The organism is Peribacillus sp. SIMBA_075, assembly GCF_046534585.1.
Window position 1 is genome coordinate 56,313 of the sequence record NZ_JAWRYN010000014.1, and the last position, 16,702, is coordinate 73,014.

Below are 16,702 nucleotides of genomic sequence, written 5' to 3' on the forward strand. Positions count from 1 at the left end.
TGACCGTATCTCTCATGATACAGCCATTTGATGGAGTTCAATCAGTGTATCAGGAGCCTCTTTACATCCGCTGAAATTTCAGTGGATGTAAAAAGGCTTTGATACCTTACAAAATGAAAAAAAAACTAGATAAAGGGCAGGATTACTGTTTTTATATTTAAAATCAGTAAGTAATGCCGCTCTCTAATAAACATCAAGGCGGGGATTACATGTTGAGAAATAACTATCGTTATTTTATCATTTTTATGATTATTCTTATTACAATCATTAATTATATTGATAGAGGTGCACTTTCATATGCCCAAGCTGAAATCATCAAGGAGTTCAATTTAGATCCAGTAAGTTGGGGAGCAATACTAGGTTACTTTGGATATGGTTATATATTCGGCGCACTATTTGGAGGAGCATTGGCAGATAAAAAAGGCCCGAAATTCATGTGGATCATTGCTGGAACCACATGGTCTTTTTTTGAAATCGGGACAATATTCGCAGGTCACATAGGTGCAGCATTTTTTGGAGGGTCAGCATTAGCAGGATTTGCTGTATTTCGTGTATTATTTGGGTTTGCTGAAGGACCTACCTTATCAACGATGAACCGAACGATGGCAAACTGGGTATCCCCTAAAGAAAAAGGGTTTGCTGTAGCACTTGGATTAGTTGGAACGCCAATTGGAGCATTAATTACTGCACCCATCGTAGTAGGTCTTCTAACATTCACTAACTGGAAAGTAACATTTGTTATTCTCGGTATATTAGGCTTTATTTGGGTAGCAATTTGGAATAAAGTATTTACAAACTTACCTGAAGATCATCCAAGAGTCTCGAAAACCGAACTAGAAGAAATTCGAAGAGCAGATATTTTAATTAAAGGTGAGACGAAATTAGACGAACAAATAAATGTGCCATGGTACCATTTTTTTAAAAACCCTACGTTAGTATTTAATGCCATTGGATATTTTGCCTTTTTATATGTAAATATTTTATTACTTACATGGACCCCAAAATATCTGCAAGATGAATTTAATTATTCACTTTCTTCTCTTTCATATATTGGTATGATTCCCTGGGTAGGAGCTATTATCACTGGACTATTAGGTGGTAAAATCTCCGATATATTACGTAGAAAAACAGGGAATTTACGTATTGCCAGATCTTGGTTCACAGTAGCATCCTTATTTTGTACAGCTGTTTGTTTTATGTTGATCCCAACTGTCGAGAGTGCTGCAGCAGTACTTGCATTAATGTGTATAGGCAATGCCTTTAATTATTTACCAAATTCCATCTATTGGATTGTGGTTCTGGATACAGAACCAAATAAAGCAGGAACTTTTGGGGGAGTAACTCATTTTATTGCGAATCTAGCGACTATTATTGCCCCAACCCTAACAGGAAGTCTTGTCGCCATATATGGATATAATGCCATGTTTATCGCAGCTTCAATAGCCGTAACGATTGGCATGATAGCCATGGTTTTCGTGAAACCAGGCAAACAAGGTAACTCATCTGAAACTACCCATAATCTGGTTAGCTAAGATAAGTCATCATGTGTGTATTGATAACAGATTATGTTTAATATTTATTTCATTTCACTTTAAAAAGAATAAAAAAGCCGTTGCTTCATTTCAGAAGAAGTAACAGGAAGAGCATCCGATTGAACCAGTTCCTACTATTATGAGAGCCCATGCGGTTCCCAAGGATTATAAGGGCCATGAGGATGAATTTGTCGATCATCTGATTAATGATATGCTTCCAATCTTCTCTGAATAAAAGCTTGCTGAATTCAATGATTGATGGCTTTTGTGAAAAGGGAGTCTTTACCCCTGAACAATCAGAGGGTATTTTAAAGGCCGGGAAAAAGTACGGATTGATCCTAAAATTCATGCTGATGAAATAGAACCAAACGAGGGCGCGGAACTAGCTGCCAAAATAGGGGTTATTTCTGCTGAGCATTTATTAAAGGCTTCCGAAGAGGGATTCAAGTAATGGCTAAGTCAGGAACCATTGCCCGCTTGCTTCCAGCCACAGCTTTGAATTTAAGAGAAGATGCGGCCCAAGGACACTGAATGGTTGAGGAAGGTGTAGCTGTTGCCATTTAGACCGATTGCAATCCCGGATCCTCGCCGCCAACTTTTCTAAGCCTCTTGTCATGAACCTGGCATGAATCGCGATGCGTTTTACACCTGCTGAAGCACTTACGGCGGTAACATACAATACTTCTTGTGCAATCAACAGCAAGAAAAGGTAGGTTCGCTTGAAGTCGGAAATCCAGCGGATGGAATGGGCTATAGAAGTACTTGTCAACATGTAATAGTGCTGAATCGTAGGATGGTGGATTATCATCCTACCCATTGTCAGCGTTAAATACTTTACCGCTTTACAGTGAAGATTAAGTAAAGGTATTTTAAGGGAATCGTGGAATAAACCCTTCTATGTGGAGGAGATATTATATGGATAATCACTATCCATTCGAAGAATGGTTTTAAAATGTTTGAGTTTTACACAGAAAAGGAAGCAAGGGAAAAATTTGAGGTAATAGAAGGCTGTAAAGTCCTTAGTGTAGTCATTTATTTCAATGATAAACAATTTGTCAAACCTTGAAACTATATATTCTTAATTAAAAAGACAAAAAAGTTAGAATGATTTGATATAAATTATAAAAAAATACTATTTTATAATTTTCATTGCTGTAATTTCATTATAGTATTAGTCTTAACCATAAAATGAAAAACTACCTGTAAGTAAATTTCTAACTTGCATGCAGGTGTACATTCTTTATTTGGTAGGGTCGGCAAAATATCATTATTTTATGTGAACTGAAAACTTCAGGGGTGCTACCGGATAATTGAAATAATGGTATTTTTTTGGATTTATATATCTGAAAAATCAAAAAATGGAGGAGATTCTTTGAACGAACAAAAATTCACAATTGACGATGCCCCTAGTAAACCATCACCTTAGTGAACTTCCTAATTTCTTAGTAGTAAATCCAGGGTAAAATAGCGGCTACATGATTCCACAATATACAGCTGCGGGAAACCGTCACCGATTATTTAATACGCGACCAAGTCCCGATGGTAAAGGAAGATCGGTTTTTTTATCCTGATATTGAAACGATTTATGGGCAAATTCATGAAGGAGAGATAGTCAATCTAGTCGAAATGGCGATTGGTGAAATTGAGTTCTAAAAACTATAGTGGAAGCTGTTTTACTCTGACCAATCTCAGTAAAGCGGCTCCCTTTTTCATTAAGTTAGGAATTTATTTATTTTCAGCACGCTTATAGCTGAAAGCACAGTTTTATCACAACCTATACTTTCGAAAATATCCAATCATCAAAATTGGGAGGAGGAAAGAAAAGAATGCATTATGATGTAATTGTAATTGGAGCTGGATCTATGGGAATGTCGGCAGGATATTTTCTATCTAAAAATGGACAAAAGGTATTATTATTAGACTCTTTTGTTCCTCCTCATAATAAAGGCAGTCATCATGGAGAAACAAGAATTATTAGACATGCCTATGGAGAAGGTGAAGAATATGTTTCTTTGGCACTTAAATCACAAAAACTATGGAATGAATTAGAAAAACTTACGGGAAAACAGTTATTCCTTCCAACAGGTGTACTGAATGCTGGCAGTCAAAAATCCACATTTATTAATCAAGTAATCGCGAGTTCAGAAAAATTTAATTTACCTTTAGATATCCTGGATTCAAATCAAATCCATAAAAGGTGGCCAGGTATTTCACTGCCAGAAGATTATATAGGTTGCTTTGAATCGACTTCGGGTGTGTTAAAAAGTGAAGAGTGTATTCGAGCGTATCAACAACTTGCGGAGTCACATGGTGCTAACATCATTGTGAATAGCCAAGTAAGGAAGATATTTGTTCATAGTAATGGGGTCACGATCAAAACTGATGAACAGACTTTCTACGCAGAAGCTTTAGTTGTTGCAGCAGGAGCATGGTCACCAAAACTTTTAGCAATGTTAGACTTACATGTTCCTCTAGCCCCAATCAGAAAAACATTTGCATGGTTTGAAGCAAATGAATTATATAATTACAAAAATTTCCCGGCCTTCACTTTTGATACGTCTGTAGGTACATACTATGGCTTTCCAAGTATAAATGACAGTGGTTTAAAAGTAGGAAGACATGATGGAGGAAATTACATTAATCCCGATGATTCTATAGCACGGTTTGGTGTATTGGATGAAGATGAGGGGGATTTGGTACAGTTTCTACAACAATTTATGCCTACCGGTCAAAAAATAAAACATGGAAAAAGCTGCATCTATACAATGACACCAGATGAGAACTTTATAGTGGATACACATCCTAATTATCCACACATTGCTATTGCAGCAGGTTTCTCAGGGCACGGGTTTAAATTCAGTAGTGTTATTGGAGAGATTTTAAGTGACCTTATTATTTCAGGTAAGAGTGAGAATGATATCTCAGTATTTTCTATAAATCGATTTAAATAAAAGGCTCTTTTCGTAAAGATTGTTGTTTTTAAAACGAAACTATTTAAGGTTGATTGGAGCGGAAGTGCGAGACTCCTGCGGGAGCAGCGGGACAGGTGAGACCCCACAGGCGTTTACGCCGAGGAGGCTCACCGCCCGCACCAAGGAAAGCGAGCTTCTGGAGGGGAAATCAACCACAACTCACTACCTGGTAAAAAGCAACAAAGTATGTGAAAACAGCCAAATAAAATAAGTCCTTTCCGTTTCGCATCGAATGTAAGTATATACATTTCCCTTTAAACTTGTAATCAAGACCGTTGCTTCCTTATTATAGGAAACAATGGTTTTTTTATTATTACTAGTCTACCATTCAGATTTTGATTCTAACTATATGTTAGGTTATCTAACAAAGTATTGTCGAAATAAAAAAAAATGATAGAATAAGAATATTCCGAAATATGAAACGGCAATTCCGAATTTCGGAATTTGTTGAAAGTGAAATACTTATTTTTTTCTACATATTTATAAGTTTTATTGTTCGAAATTTCTGTAAATAGGAGGAGTGTACAATGAATACAGTTGATTTGAATTCTGATTTAGGTGAGAGCTTTGGCACATATCGAATTGGAAATGATGCAGAGATTTTGGATTTTGTAACATCTGTCAATGTAGCGTGTGGATTTCATGCTGGCGATCCTACCGTTATGAGAAAAACGGTTCAACTTGCATTAGAGAAAGATGTAAAAATTGGTGCCCACCCAGGATTACAAGATTTAATTGGTTTTGGCCGACGCAATATTAATATTTCTCCACAGGAAGCTTATGATATTGTTGTCTATCAAATAGGTGCATTAAATGGCTTCTTGCAATCTGAAGGCGGGAATATGCAACATGTTAAACCACATGGTGCTTTGTACAATATGGCGGCAAAGAGTAAAGAGTTGTCCCTTGCCATTGCAGAGGCTGTATACAAGATTAATCCTGAGCTCATTTTATTTGGCCTGTCTGGAAGTGAATTAATACGTGCTGGACAGACGATTGGTTTACAAACGGCTAGTGAAGTGTTTGCGGATCGGACATATCAACAAGATGGTTCATTGACTTCTCGAATGGAAGCGCATGCAATGATAGAAAATGATGATGATGCTGTTGTACAGGTAGTTCGAATGGTTAAAGAAGGAAAGGTTTTGTCACAGCAAGGGACTGATGTGACTTTAAAGGCAGATACCATTTGTATTCATGGGGATGGAACACATGCTTTAACCTTTGCTCGTCATGTAAAAAAATCCTTAGAAATATCTGAAATTACAGTTAAGTCTATTTCTAAATAAAAATTACAAACACATAGGAGGCAGATTCCATTGGAGCCAATTAAAAATATACCTGACGAGAAAAAAGATCATTCTAAGCCAAAAACTAACCGGACATTATTACTAGGTGCAGCATTTCTTATGGCAACATCAGCCATAGGACCGGGTTTTTTAATGCAGACAACTGTTTATACCCAAAGTCTTGCAGCGAGTTTTGGGTTTGTAATTCTAATTTCAGTAATTCTTGATATTTTTGCACAAACAAATGTATGGCGCATTATTGCTGTATCTGAAAAACGGGGACAAGAGATTGCAAACATGGTTCTTCCAGGCCTGGGTTATGTTCTAGCGACACTCATTGTTATGGGAGGGCTCGCATTTAATATAGGGAACATCGCAGGTGCTGGACTTGGTCTGAATGCGATGACAGGAATATCCCCTACAACTGGAGCAGCAATTAGTGCAGTTATTGCAATATTAATTTTTGTTGTAAAAGAAGCGGGTAAAGCGATGGACCGCTTTACACAAATTGCCGGCTTTTTTATGATCTGTTTGATGATATATGTTGCATGGACAACTGCTCCTCCAATTGGAGAAGCAGTAGTGAAGACATTCGCCCCTGATAAGATTGACATTATCGCAATTGTTACTTTGGTTGGGGGGTCTGTAGGTGGCTATATTACATTTGCTGGTGGACATCGTCTATTGGATGCAGGCGTAAAAGGTGTAGGAGCACTGCCAGAAGTCACAAAGAGTTCAGTAATGGGGATTTTAATAACCACAGTTATGCGGATTGCTTTATTTTTAGCAGTTCTAGGCGTTGTATCTAAAGGCTTGCAAATTGATTCAGGAAACCCTGCGGCATCCGTTTTTCAACTTGCTGCTGGAAATGTTGGTTATAAAATCTTTGGTATTGTTATGTGGGCTGCAGCAATCACATCAGTAGTTGGCGCTGCATATACTTCTGTGTCGTTTATCAGAACATTCAGTGAAAAAATAAATAAAAGGGCTAATTGGATTATAATTGGCTTTATAGTCGTCTCAACACTTTGCTTTATGTTAATTGGCAAACCGGTTAAAGTGCTGCTTGTAGTAGGGGCAATCAATGGTCTGATTTTACCAATTGCACTTGGTACACTTTTAATTGCGGCATATAAGAAGAATATTGTGGGTGATTATAAACATCCTTTATGGTTAACGATTTCTGGTGTGTTCGTGGTAATTGTTATGGCGTTAATGGGCGGATATACTTTGATTAATCAACTGCCATCACTATTTTAATAACTAAAAGATTCAATCTAATTCATACGACTAGCAGTTTGTGAAAAACTGCTAGTTACTTATAGGAGATGTTAATATGATTAATCTTTCGCAAGCAACTCCGGCTGAATGGCGCGCAATGATCCGCAACAATGAATGGATTAAACCAACTGCTGGAATCGCAAACGGTTATGCACAAGCAAACCTTGCAATTTTAAAAAAAGAACATGCTTTTGATTTTTTATTATTTTGTCAGCGTAATCCTAAATCTTGTCCACTTCTAGACGTAACGGAGATTGGTTCTCCTATTCCTAAATTTGCTGCCCAGTCTGCTGATATACGTACAGATATTCCAAAATATCGGGTATATAAAGATGGTGAATTAGCGGAAGAAGTAACGGATATTTCAGACTATTGGGAAGATGATATGGTTGGATTTTTAATTGGGTGCAGCTTTACATTCGAACACGCCCTTTTGAATAATGATATATCGATTCGTCACATTGAAGAGGAATGTAACGTACCAATGTATAAAACGAATATTTCATGTATTGAAGCAGGGATATTTCACGGGAAAATGGTAGCGAGCATGCGTCCGATTCCTCAAAAAGATGTCGTGCGAGCGGCTCAAGTTACATCGCGTTTTCCTGCTGTTCATGGTGGTCCAATCCACATTGGAGATCCGGAGGCGATTGGCGTTTCTAACATACAGCAACCTGATTTTGGTGATGCAGTAACGATTCGTGAAGGAGAAGTGCCAGTCTTCTGGGCTTGTGGTGTAACGCCTCAATCTATCGCAATGGAAACCAAACCGTCGATTATGATTACGCATGCACCAGGATATATGTTTATAACGGATATTCGTGATGAAAAATTAGGCGTTTTATAATAGACAGAAAGAGATGAGTTCTATGCCGGAAAAGCTTTTGAATAAAACTACATGCGTACTGTCTCCCTTAGGCGATTCCGCAATCGTGATTACATTTGGGAATGAAATGAAATACGGCATCCACAAAAAAATTAAAATGTTTATGGATTTGCTTGAAGATGAACCTTTTGCTGGATTTATAGAATGTGTGCCGGCTTTTACTAATTTGACGGTTTTTTACGACCCTCTAGTTATCTATAAGAATCAAAAACAAAGCAATGAAACTGAAACCATTTCTCCCTATGAAGTGGTACGTTCGATCTTGGAAACGAAATTAGAGGATTTAAAAGATGATAAAAAGCTCACACATCGAACGGTGTCCATTCCCGTGTGTTATGGGAATGAATATGGCCCTGATTTGGAATATGTAGCCCGTTATAATAATTTAACTACTGATGAAGTCGTCCATATTCATTCAAACGGCGAGTATTTGGCCTATATGATTGGATTTGCACCAGGCTTTCCATTTCTCGGTGGACTATCAGAAAAAATTTCAGCGCCTAGGCGTTCCTCTCCCCGAATGACCATTCCTGCAGGGGCAGTAGGAATTGCTGGTATGCAAACGGGAGTATATCCTATATCAACACCTGGTGGATGGCAATTAATCGGACAAACGCCAACCAAACTATTCTTGCCAAATGTAGATCCCCCAAGTTTATTACAAGCAGGAGACATTGTGAAATTCCATCCAATTTCTACTCAAGAGTATAAAGAAATGATTCTAAAGGAGGGGGTATAGTGAGCCTGCGTGTAATCAAGCCGGGATTATTAACTAGTATTCAGGATCTTGGAAGAAAAGGATTTCAGCAACATGGGGTGATTATAAGCGGGGCAATGGATCCATATTCCCTTCGAATTGCCAATATGTTAGTTGGTAACAAAGAAGGTGAAGCGGCCCTGGAAATTACGTTAATGGGTCCGACACTTAAAATAGAAAAAAATTGCTTGATCGCGATAACAGGTGGAAATTTATCACCTACTATTGACAGTCAGACTGTACCAATGTGGAAGCCTGTTTATGTGAAAAAAGGCACCATTCTTCGATTTGAAGGGTGTAAATCAGGTTGTAGGTCTTATTTGTCTGTTGCGGGAGGATACGCTATTTCTACAGTTATGAATAGTAAAAGCACATATTTAAGAGGGGAAATCGGCGGCTTTAAAGGAAGAGCGTTAAAAGTGGATGATGTTGTGGATTTTAATGTAACTTCTACTATTCTAATTAACCGGGAATTTAAGGAATCGTTCACCGCTCCAAAGTGGTTTGTCAATGATAAGGAGTTTATGCCAAGTCGCATGCCAGCTATTCGTTTCATAGATGGAAGCCAATCCGATTATTTTACGGACTCCAGTAAAGTCAGTTTTACAGAGAATTTGTTTAAAGTTTCAAACCAATCTGATCGTATGGGCTATAGGATATCTGGCCCTTTGCTTGAGTTAAACGAGAAACGTGAGCTATTGTCTGAAGCAGTAACTAACGGCTCTGTTCAGGTTCCTCCTGATGGAAACCCGATCATTCTCCTTGCGGATAGCCAAACAACGGGAGGATACCCTAAGATAGCTCAGGTTATTACGGCAGATTTACCAATGATCGCCCAGATCAAACCAGGGGAATCCATTCAATTTTCACGAGTAACCTTAAAAGAAGCCGAGCAGCTTTTCCTTCAAAAAGAACAACAATTGAAAGAATTGAAGGTTTCGATTTCATTAGCCCTAAAAAAACAGCAGGTTATATAGTTACTTCATCAAGAAGTAACAAAAAGGAAGAAAGTACTCTTAATATTAGGGTTCTTTCTTTTTTGGTTCATTCTCCTAAAAAGCTAATATTAAGAGAAACTTCCAACGGTTCTCCTCCATTACAAGATAAAAATTTGAAAAGAGAAAATTTAATTGAAATATAGTACAACAGTTCTGTACATTAGAACTGTTTTTTTTATTTTCAAAGATAGGGGAATTTTCCCCTTAGGATGGGGAAGTTCCCCGATATGGAAAAATCGGGGCACCTCTTACAATAAAGGTATGGTAATTGTAATGAGGAGGAATAGTAATGCAGGCAAAAGTAGCAGCAAATCAAAAAACAGGAAAATCAATGGATAATGCTTTTGCATCACATTTTGCCAAGTCTATGTTTCTAGCAGTTTGCGGACTTGTAACCTTATCGTTTTTTGGCACGAGAATGTTTACACACGTAGATTTAAACCTTTATGGCTATATGGTGGGGACGATTATTTTTATTGGGGGGTTCTTTTACAGGTTTATCGCATGGGGAGAAAGGCCGCCAACAAAGATTTTCATAAAAAAAGGCATCAAACTTCTATTTAAAAAATCAACGCCTAAAACATCGGTTGAACATTTAGCAACATACAATTTCATCTGGAATAGGGGAATTTACCGATGGACTCAGCACGTTCTAATCGGCTGGGGATGTATTCTTTCCTGTTTTGTGACATTCCCCCTAGTTTTTGGATGGATGTACTTCACCATGGACGACAATGGCTACTACAACATCATCGCAATGGGGATCAAGGTAATAACAGTACCAGCTGATGGGATCATTGCGGACTTATCATATAACGCTCTGAACATTACTGCTGTAATGGTTATCACGGGAGTATGCATGGCACTTTACCGCCGCTTGAAAAATATGCAGGCAAGAGCAGAACAAAAATTCATGTATGACTTTCTTCCATTATTTATGCTGTTATTAGTCAGTGTTACAGGATTGGCATTAACGTTCATGAACATCTTTTTGCATGGTACAGGACAGCCAGCTATGTCCCTGATTCATCAGTGGTCAGTCATTATTACATTGATTTATCTTCCGTTCGGAAAACTTGCTCACATACCTTTCCGCCCACTGAGTGTATTTGCAAGAAACTACAGAGAGCATTATGCGGAACAATCCATGAAAGGATGCAAAGTATGTGGTGATGAGTTTGTTTCATCAGAACAATCAAAAGATGTCGTAGAGGTTCTCGGCGTGAATGATATCGAATTTCAAACGAAGGAAGGCCATCATCTCGCTGAAATGTGCCTACCTTGTCGAAGAAAATACCGGATTGCTCAATTTTCCGGTTTCCCTATCCATGAGCTAAAAGTTAAGGAGGCAAACCAGAATGCAAAGGGATAAGTTTTTTAAAGAAGTAGAGAATGTGATACACCCGAATGAAACATTGGTCAAAACGCATTGTGCGTATTGTGGAATGCAGTGCGGAATGAATTTAAGGGTAAATAGAGCGACAAATAAAATCATTGGGGTTGAACCACGTTATGACTGGCCTGTAACGGTTGGGAAAATGTGTCCAAAAGGGGTTACAGCTTACCAGCAGACGAACCATGATGATCGTATTTTAAAACCGCTTATTCGTGATGATGCATCATTAAAGGGAACAAAGGAAGGCTTTCGTGAAGCAAGCTGGAATGAAGCATATGATTTAATCGCGAAAAAATTCAGTGAGCTTCAAAAAAAATATGGAAAAGATTCATTATCCGTTTTCAGTGGCGTATCAATGACAAATGAAAAATGCTATTTAACAGGAAAATTTGCACGTGTGGCTCTTGGAACACGCTACATTGACTATAATGGCCGTTTCTGTATGTCAAGTGCGGCCGGGGGATTCCTTCGTTCTTTCGGCGTAGATAGAGGTTCAACATTACCCTGGACAGATATTCATGAAACAGATTGCTTATTTATTGCAGGAAGCAACACAGCAGAATGCCATCCAACTTCTATGTTTCGTGTCTGGAACGTACAAGAAAGAGGCGGTTACATTATCGTGGTGGATCCCCGCGAAACGCCTATTGCGAGAAGAGCAGATCTGCACCTTGACCTGAAACCGGGAACGGATCTTGCCCTTGCTAATGGAATCTTAAATTTATTAATTCAAAATGGTTATGCTGACGAAGAGTTTATTAATAATCATACAAACGGATTTGAAGAAACAAAAGAGCTAGTAAAAGAATTTACGCCGGAATATACGAGTGAGCTTACAGGTATTTCACCGGAAAAGATCATTCGCGCATCAGAGATTTATGGAAAAGCACCGAATGCAGTTGTCATGTTTGCCCGTGGAATTGAACAACAGCATAAGGGTGTTGACAATGTATCCGGATATACAAACATGGCGCTTGTAACAGGTAAGATTGGCCGTCCGAAGTCTGGTGTAGCAACATTCACTGGTCAAGGAAACGGACAGGGTGGTCGGGAGCATGGTCAGAAAGCGGATTTATTGCCAGGATACCGGAAAATTACAAATCCTAAACATGTAGAAGAAGTTTGTAAAGTATGGAAAATCACACCGGAAGAAATGCCTCAGCCGGGTGTTTCTGCTTATGAAATGTTTGAACTGATGGAACAAAAAACGATCCGCGGATTGTATCTGCTATGTTCTAATCCTGCAGTATCTGCGCCGAATTTAAATTTCGTCAGAAGTTCGATGAAAAACCTGGATTTTATGTTGTGTTCGGATTTCTACCTTTCTGAATCAGCAGAGTTTGCGGATGTGATCCTGCCTTCTGTAACGTGGTCAGAAGATGAAGGAACAGTTACAAACCTTGAAGGACGAATTATTAAGATAAATAAGGCACAAGAACCTATCGGAGATTCTAAGCCCGATTGGCAAATACAAGTAGAGCTTGCAGAACGTCTTGGGAGAGGAAGATATTTTTCCCATTTGAAAACTGCAAAAGATGTGGCAGATGAATTCAGACTGGCTAGTAAAGGCGGAAATGCCGATTATTACGGCGCTACATGGGATAAGATTGACAAACAGGACGGAGTATTTTGGCCTTGTAAGGATGACAATGACAAGGGAACGCCGCATATGTTCCTGGATAAAAAATTCTATCACGCAGACAGTAAAGCGAAAATTTGTGCGCTTCCTTATCGGCCCCCTGCTGAGGAGCCAGATGAAAAATATCCGCTTCGTTTAACAACTGGACGTGTCGTTTACCATTATCTATCAGGGAACCAGACGAGAAGAATACAGTTCCTGCGCGATATGTGTCCGGAACCGTATGTCGAAGTACATTCGGAATTAGCAAAAAAATACAATTTGGAAAATGAAGATAAAGTCCGTCTATTTACCCGAAGAGGCGAGGCAATCTATAAAGTGAAAATTACAGAAGCCATTCGTGAAGACACTCTATTTGTTCCATACCACTTTGGCCACGAGCAATCTATCAATCTATTAACAATTGCAGCGCTTGATCCAATCTCCCGTATGCCGGAATTTAAAGTCTGTGCAGCTCAAATGGAAAAAGTCGAAATAAAGAAGGTGCAATAAATGAAAAAGAGGCTCTACTTAGAACTTGAAAACTGTATAGGATGCCGGTCATGCCTAGCGGCTTGTACACAATGCGGGGGGCATGAAGAGAGGAACAGAAACTATGTATATGATGTAAACCCTCTGGTTAATCGGCAAACGATGCCTCTTATGTGCCTTCATTGTGTGAATCCGGCCTGTGCAAGGAGTTGTCCGGCCCAGGCAATCCAAATCCATGAGACAGGTGCCGTATTATCAGCACTCGTTGAAAAATGTATCGGCTGCCAAAATTGTACGATTGCTTGCCCATACGGAATACCGAAATTTGACACTGAACAAAACCTAATGTACAAATGCGATTTGTGTATCGACCGGACAAAAGACAGTATCCCGCCAATGTGTGCAAGTGTTTGCCCATCCAATACACTTCAATGGTTGACCGATGAAGAAATTGAAAATAAGAGAAAACAATTTAATCTAGATAATGGAAAATGGGTGACTAGCCTGCCATATCTTGAAAGTGAAACGAACGTTAAGGTAAATCTCCCAGGTATTTTACAGGGGATAACTAAGTTATATTAGGAGGGATTAAGATGCCGTCAGATAAAAATAATAAAATTCCCTTTAATGAAGATAATTACACTCATAATATTGAACGGAATAATGAAAGAAAGCTTGACAGACGTGGGTTCATGAAAACATTAGTGGGTGCTGCTGGCGTATTCGCCATTTCCTCCCTCCCTTGGGGGGCGGTAGCGGCTAAAGAATTGATGGGGCTTGGGGAGAAGGAGTATCCTCACAAAAAAATCACAGATGTAAGCAAACTTGCAATTGGTGACGCAATGAATTTTAAATTTCCAGGTGATCATGATGATGCCATTTTGATCAGATTATCAGAAAAGAAATATGCAGCTTACCAAAATGCATGCACACATCTTCGCTGCCCGGTTTTCTGGGTGAAGGAAGAGGGAGAGATGGTTTGTCCTTGCCATCATGGGAAATTTGATGTTGAAACAGGTGCTCCAACTGCGGGTCCGCCAAGAAGGCCGCTGCCTGAGATTCAGGTGAAAGTGGAAAATGGAGCGGTATACGCAGTAAGGGTGAAGCGTTATGAGGCTTAAGTTTATTGGGGTCGCGTTGCTCTGTGCATTCCTTATGATGAATATTGTATTTACCCAATTTATGGTTCACCAATATTATTATGAAAATTATGTGAATGTTTTAATATTCGTGGGATTAAACATTGTGGTGTTTCCCTTAGCGTTATTTACATATAAAAAAACGAAAAATGAAAAGGCGTGAATGTAAATGAACAGTGAAACGTACATTGATTTTTGTTTTATAAAAGAAGCATCTGGAAATTTTGCTGTTGAAATCGATATGCTCCTTTCAGACCTTTTTAAAGATGTCCGACTAAACTGGTATTTAGATGAAAAGTCAATCGATGGGGTCGATATTGTAGTTGCTGAAGTAAAAGGAATGAGCAGATGGGAGTCTGAAGAGGAAGCAATTGAATTTATCGAGATTCATGCAGGAGATTTATTCTGGAAACATTTGCACGGGTATCAACTAAACGTTTACATGACAAAGAGGGGGTGCAATACCTGTGGAGCCCATTAAAATAGAAGATATACAACCGTTAGTATCAGAAAAAGCAAGCGTAGCCATCCTGGATGATGGTGGCCAGGATAAAGCTTCTTTCGTTACAAAAACGATTGTTAAGGTGGAGCTTTGTCCTGACATCACACATCTGCGCATTTATTTTGACGACATTAACTTTTTTGCTGTCCCATTGGTATCGATTGTGACTAAAAGTGTAAATGAATGGGTGGCTTTTGATGAAAAATCGGGTTTACAATATATAATTAGAAGAGAGAGTGGTCAGGATGTTTAAAAAAATTCAGCTGCCATTACACACCTTAAATCTCGTTGTAGGATTTATGGTATGGGTATTAATTTCTTCCCTGCTGCCTTTTATTAAAGAAGATATCAATATACCGGATGGTCAGCTTGCACTGGTAACAGCTGTCCCGGTTATTTTAGGATCTATCCTTCGCATTCCACTTGGCTTTTACGCCAATCAGTTCGGGGCCAGGAAAATTTTCCTGATTAGCTTTATATCGCTGTTATTCCCTGTTTATTATATCAGTATCGCGGATTCTCTTGCTGATTTGTTGATTGGGGGGCTTTTCCTGGGAATTGGGGGAGCCGTATTCTCTGTTGGAGTAACTTCTTTACCTAAGTATTATCCTAAGGAACGCCATGGCTTTATTAACGGAATTTATGGTGCAGGAAACCTCGGAACGGCCATTTCAGCTTTCGCAGCCCCCGCTGTAGCTACGAAGTTTGGCTGGTCGACAACCGTACAGGTTTATCTTGTGATTTTGTCAGTCTTTATCGTTGGTAACTTCCTATTGGGGGATAAAAAGGAACCGAAAGTAAAAACCCCGCTTTTAGAACAAGTTAAGGGTGTCTACAAAAATGAAAAACTGTGGCTGCTAAGCTTATTTTACTTTATAACATTCGGTTCTTTTGTTGCATTCACTATTTATCTGCCAAACTTCCTTGTAGAGAATTTTGGATTAGATAAAGTTGATGCCGGTGTAAGGACAGCTGGCTTTATTGTCCTTGCTACTTTTATGAGACCAATTGGCGGGTGGCTAGCCGACCGCTTCCATTCTCTTATTCTGCTCATGTTTGTTTTTGGTGTTTATACGGTTTCAGCCATGATCCTATCCTTTGCTCCATCATTCGGATGGTACACATTCGGCTGTTTAAGCATTGCTCTCTGTGCTGGAATAGGAAACGGTGTCATTTTTAAGCTTGTGCCGATGTATTTTCAAAGGCAGGCTGGTATTGTGAATGGAATTGTGTCAGCAATGGGTGGTTTGGGAGGATTTTTCCCTCCGTTAATTTTATCCTTGTTATTCAATATTACAGGTCATTATGCAATCGGGTTCATGGCATTGTCCGAAGTTGCCCTCGCAAGTTTGATTTTAGTTGTCTGGATGTATTTCCAAGGTAAAATGGGGCTTGCCAAAGAAGTGATTGACCATACAATAGAAGGCATTTTGATCACCGATATCAGTGGTAAAATCATTTCAGTAAACCCTGCATTTACTAAAATTACAGGCTATCAGGAAAATGAAGTACTTGGAAAGAATCCTAGTATACTTAAGTCTGGTAAACAACCGCAAACTTTTTATGAGGAATTATGGAATTCTATTAAAAAAAATGGTTTCTGGCAAGGTGAAATCTTGAATAGCCGGAAGGATGGGCAACAATATCTACAATGGCTGACAATAAGTGCAATAAAAAATGATGCCGGGGATGTCGTTCAATATGCCGGGATGTTTAGTGACATTTCAAGTAATATAGTGAAAAAAGCATAAAGAATAATATATAGTAAATTCTCAGTCTTGAAGCGGAGCTTTTGACGTACAAAAATATAATGCAAACTTTCCCACTGAACAAGAATACA

General features: G+C 38.8%; 14 protein-coding genes and 1 pseudogene. All 15 read left to right on the plus strand.

Features of this window, described 5'->3' with window-relative positions; translation table 11 throughout:
- Nucleotides 1–209 precede the first annotated feature (209 nt).
- Nucleotides 210–1,532 carry an MFS transporter gene (locus SB775_RS12805; RefSeq protein ID WP_289337677.1) on the plus strand — a complete coding sequence of 441 codons (1,323 nt, stop codon included), beginning with the start codon at nucleotides 210–212 and terminating at the stop codon, nucleotides 1,530–1,532.
- Between the two features lie 103 nt (nucleotides 1,533–1,635).
- Nucleotides 1,636–2,274 (plus strand): annotated as a pseudogene (locus tag SB775_RS12810) (amidohydrolase family protein); the annotation flags it as partial.
- 1,084 nt (nucleotides 2,275–3,358) lie between these two features.
- A complete protein-coding gene (gene solA, locus SB775_RS12815; protein ID WP_410861816.1) occupies nucleotides 3,359–4,483 on the plus strand; it encodes an N-methyl-L-tryptophan oxidase in 1,125 nt (374 codons plus the stop codon).
- A 548-nt stretch (nucleotides 4,484–5,031) separates the two neighbouring features.
- Nucleotides 5,032–5,793, plus strand: coding sequence for a LamB/YcsF family protein (locus SB775_RS12820; protein ID WP_284471014.1), 762 nt, complete (start codon nucleotides 5,032–5,034; stop codon nucleotides 5,791–5,793).
- A gap of 120 nt (nucleotides 5,794–5,913) precedes the next feature.
- The gene (locus SB775_RS12825) at nucleotides 5,914–7,053 is read left to right on the plus strand and encodes an NRAMP family divalent metal transporter (RefSeq protein ID WP_410861837.1); all 1,140 of its coding nucleotides are present in this window, start codon (nucleotides 5,914–5,916) and stop codon (nucleotides 7,051–7,053) included.
- A gap of 76 nt (nucleotides 7,054–7,129) precedes the next feature.
- Nucleotides 7,130–7,921, plus strand: a complete 792-nt coding sequence (locus SB775_RS12830; protein WP_061462853.1) for a putative hydro-lyase — start codon at nucleotides 7,130–7,132, stop codon at nucleotides 7,919–7,921.
- 13 nt (nucleotides 7,922–7,934) lie between these two features.
- A complete protein-coding gene (gene pxpB / locus SB775_RS12835) occupies nucleotides 7,935–8,699 on the plus strand; it encodes a 5-oxoprolinase subunit PxpB (RefSeq protein ID WP_410861817.1) in 765 nt (254 codons plus the stop codon).
- On the plus strand, nucleotides 8,699–9,694 hold the full coding sequence (locus tag SB775_RS12840; protein WP_061462855.1) for a 5-oxoprolinase subunit C family protein: 996 nt from the start codon (nucleotides 8,699–8,701) through the stop codon (nucleotides 9,692–9,694). The genes pxpB and SB775_RS12840 overlap by 1 nt, the downstream gene beginning before the upstream one ends.
- Before the next feature lie 310 nt (nucleotides 9,695–10,004).
- Nucleotides 10,005–11,087, plus strand: coding sequence for a hypothetical protein (locus SB775_RS12845; protein WP_410861818.1), 1,083 nt, complete (start codon nucleotides 10,005–10,007; stop codon nucleotides 11,085–11,087).
- Entirely contained in the window at nucleotides 11,074–13,242 is a 2,169-nt protein-coding gene (locus SB775_RS12850) for a molybdopterin oxidoreductase family protein (protein WP_410861819.1), read from the plus strand. The genes SB775_RS12845 and SB775_RS12850 overlap by 14 nt, the downstream gene beginning before the upstream one ends.
- Nucleotides 13,243–13,803, plus strand: a complete 561-nt coding sequence (locus SB775_RS12855) for a 4Fe-4S dicluster domain-containing protein (protein WP_061462858.1) — start codon at nucleotides 13,243–13,245, stop codon at nucleotides 13,801–13,803.
- Between the two features lie 11 nt (nucleotides 13,804–13,814).
- Nucleotides 13,815–14,342 carry a QcrA and Rieske domain-containing protein gene (locus SB775_RS12860; protein ID WP_061462859.1) on the plus strand — a complete coding sequence of 176 codons (528 nt, stop codon included), beginning with the start codon at nucleotides 13,815–13,817 and terminating at the stop codon, nucleotides 14,340–14,342.
- A gap of 187 nt (nucleotides 14,343–14,529) precedes the next feature.
- A complete protein-coding gene (locus SB775_RS12865; RefSeq protein ID WP_061462861.1) occupies nucleotides 14,530–14,841 on the plus strand; it encodes a hypothetical protein in 312 nt (103 codons plus the stop codon).
- Nucleotides 14,828–15,115 (plus strand): hypothetical protein, encoded by a 288-nt coding sequence (locus SB775_RS12870; protein WP_410861820.1) that lies wholly within the window; start codon nucleotides 14,828–14,830, stop codon nucleotides 15,113–15,115. The genes SB775_RS12865 and SB775_RS12870 overlap by 14 nt, the downstream gene beginning before the upstream one ends.
- Entirely contained in the window at nucleotides 15,108–16,613 is a 1,506-nt protein-coding gene (locus SB775_RS12875) for a nitrate/nitrite transporter (protein ID WP_410861821.1), read from the plus strand. Before SB775_RS12870 ends, SB775_RS12875 begins: the two co-directional genes overlap by 8 nt.
- The last annotated feature ends 89 nt before the right edge of the window (nucleotides 16,614–16,702 follow it).

What these genes read in the sequence shown, in the direction of transcription:
- SB775_RS12805 (WP_289337677.1), top strand. Translation starts at nt 210, where the DNA reads ATGTTGAGAAATAACTATCGTTATTTTATCATTTTTATGATTATTCTT.
- solA (WP_410861816.1), top strand. Translation starts at nt 3,359, where the DNA reads ATGCATTATGATGTAATTGTAATTGGAGCTGGATCTATGGGAATGTCG.
- SB775_RS12820 (WP_284471014.1), top strand. Translation starts at nt 5,032, where the DNA reads ATGAATACAGTTGATTTGAATTCTGATTTAGGTGAGAGCTTTGGCACA.
- SB775_RS12825 (WP_410861837.1), top strand. Translation starts at nt 5,914, where the DNA reads ATGGCAACATCAGCCATAGGACCGGGTTTTTTAATGCAGACAACTGTT.
- SB775_RS12830 (WP_061462853.1), top strand. Translation starts at nt 7,130, where the DNA reads ATGATTAATCTTTCGCAAGCAACTCCGGCTGAATGGCGCGCAATGATC.
- pxpB (WP_410861817.1), top strand. Translation starts at nt 7,935, where the DNA reads ATGAGTTCTATGCCGGAAAAGCTTTTGAATAAAACTACATGCGTACTG.
- SB775_RS12845 (WP_410861818.1), top strand. Translation starts at nt 10,005, where the DNA reads ATGCAGGCAAAAGTAGCAGCAAATCAAAAAACAGGAAAATCAATGGAT.
- SB775_RS12850 (WP_410861819.1), top strand. Translation starts at nt 11,074, where the DNA reads ATGCAAAGGGATAAGTTTTTTAAAGAAGTAGAGAATGTGATACACCCG.
- SB775_RS12855 (WP_061462858.1), top strand. Translation starts at nt 13,243, where the DNA reads ATGAAAAAGAGGCTCTACTTAGAACTTGAAAACTGTATAGGATGCCGG.
- SB775_RS12860 (WP_061462859.1), top strand. Translation starts at nt 13,815, where the DNA reads ATGCCGTCAGATAAAAATAATAAAATTCCCTTTAATGAAGATAATTAC.
- SB775_RS12865 (WP_061462861.1), top strand. Translation starts at nt 14,530, where the DNA reads ATGAACAGTGAAACGTACATTGATTTTTGTTTTATAAAAGAAGCATCT.
- SB775_RS12875 (WP_410861821.1), top strand. Translation starts at nt 15,108, where the DNA reads ATGTTTAAAAAAATTCAGCTGCCATTACACACCTTAAATCTCGTTGTA.